At 16.4% G+C, this 2,048-nt stretch carries 2 protein-coding genes and 1 tRNA gene; 1 reads left to right on the top strand and 2 read right to left on the bottom strand.

Features of this window, described 5'->3' with window-relative positions:
- Positions 1-79: 79 nt before the first annotated feature.
- Both GJT96_RS01865 and GJT96_RS01860 read right to left on the bottom strand, forming a co-directional pair.
- Positions 80-655: a DedA family protein gene (locus GJT96_RS01865; RefSeq protein ID WP_169780509.1), complete on the bottom strand. Its 576-nt coding sequence runs from the start codon at positions 653-655 to the stop codon at positions 80-82.
- 45 nt (positions 656-700) lie between these two features.
- Positions 701-785 (bottom strand) — tRNA-Ser (locus GJT96_RS01860).
- Positions 786-840: 55 nt separating this feature from the next.
- On the opposite strand from GJT96_RS01860, the gene sbcB reads away from it, so the two are divergent.
- On the top strand, positions 841-2,048 hold a 1,208-nt coding region (sbcB, locus tag GJT96_RS01855), incomplete at its 3' end, for an exodeoxyribonuclease I (RefSeq protein WP_169780508.1).

The following is a 2,048-nucleotide window of genomic DNA, read 5'->3' as shown; positions in this document are numbered from 1 at the left end:
ACAATTATAACAATTGTATTAGGATTATATCCTGACTTTTTAATAAAGTTAATTACAAATTATGTTTTATAATATAAAATTATTTAAAATAATTAATTTTTTTTTTTATAATTTTAAATAAAAAAATAATTATTATTAATAATAAAAAAATAAATAAGAAATATTTAACAATTTTAGTAGTATCTTTTATCCATTTAGATATAATTTCACCAAAAAAATATCCAGCAATAGTAAAAAAAAAAGTCCAAATAAAAGCTCCAATAATATTTAGAATAAAAAATTTAATACTAGAAATATTGGTAATTCCCATTACTATAGGACTTATTAATCTAAATCCGTAAATAAATCTTGTTATAATAATAAAAAAATAAGGATATTTTTTAAATAAAACCTGATATTTTTTAATTTTTAAATTTTTTTTTTCAAAAAAAGATAAAAAGTTTTTACTATATTTTTTACCTACTAAAAATAATATCTGATTACTCATAATAGAACCAATTATAGTAATAATTATAATATTATTTAAATTTAAAATTTTTTTATGAGCTAACATACCAGCAATAATAATAAATGTCTCCCATTCAATTAAAGAACTTAATAATATTATTAAATAACCATATTTATACATTATTTTAGTCAAATTTATATCAAACATATTTTAATATCATATTTTAAAATAGTTAATATATATAATTTATCTCGGTGAGAAGGGGATTCGAACCCCTGATATTTTTTCATATACATACTTTCCAAGCATGCGCCTTAAACCACTCGGCCATCTCACCATAATTAATTAATAATTATTGTAAAAATATCAACAATATAATAGTATTATATACTATGTTAAAGAAAAAAAAATTAAATTTTAATTTTTTATTTTATGATTATGAAACTTTCGGTTTAGATCCTAAAAAAGATAGGATTGCCCAATTTGCTTGTATACGAACTGATATTAATATGAATATTATTAATAAACCTGTTGTTCTTCATTGTAAGTTACCTAGTGATTATTTACCTAATCCGAAATCGATTATAATAAATAATATAAATCCATATATGGTAAATTTAAAAGGATTACAAGAAAATAAATTTGCAAATTATATTCATAATATATTTTTACATCCAAATACTTGCATCGTCGGATATAATAATCTTTTTTTTGATGATGAATTTAGTAAATTTTTATTTTATCGAAATTTTTATAATCCATATAGTTGGTTTTGGAAAAATAATAATAGTAGATGGGATATACTTAATTTAGTTAGAGCATGTTATATATTAAGACCTAAAGGAATTTTTTGGCCTAAAATTAATAATATTCCTATTTTTAGTCTTGAAAAAATAGCAAAATTAAATAATCTTTTATCATATAAAATTCATGATGCATTATCTGATGTATATACTACAATATCCGTTACAAAATTAATTAAAAGTAAGCAACCATTATTATTTAAATATTTTTTAAAAAAAAGAAAGAAACAAGAATTAATAAAAATTATAAATTTATCAAAAATTCAAATTTTAATTCATATTAGTAACTTTTATAAGAATAAAAATAATAATATTAATTGTATAACTCCATTATTTTGGCATCCAAAAAATAAAAATATATTAGTTACTTTTAATTTAATAAAAGATGTAAATTATTTTTTATATATTTTAAAAAAAAATAATCAATTATATCAAAAATATATTTTTTCATATGTACAATTTATTAACTTTAATAAAGTTCCTTTATTATTACCATTTAATATTTTAAAACAAACAGATATTAATCGTTTAAAATTTAATAAAATGTTTTATATAAACAATTTTATTTTATTACAAAAAAATTTTTTAAAAATAAAAAAAATTATAGAATTTTTTTTACTTAATTTTACTATTAAATATAATAGTACTAATATTTATAATGTTGATGAACAATTATATAATGATTTTTTTTCTAATGAAGATTTATTAAAATTTAAACAAATACATAATGAAAAATTTATTTTTTTAAAAAAAATATTTTTCAAAGATAAAAGAGCTAATATTTTATTATTTAAGTA

The sequence above is a fragment of the Enterobacteriaceae endosymbiont of Donacia piscatrix genome, from assembly GCF_012569525.1.
Classification (GTDB): Bacteria; Pseudomonadota; Gammaproteobacteria; order Enterobacterales; family Enterobacteriaceae.
The sequence above is the reverse complement of the archived record's forward strand: the minus strand, read 5'-3'. Positions and strand labels throughout refer to the sequence as shown.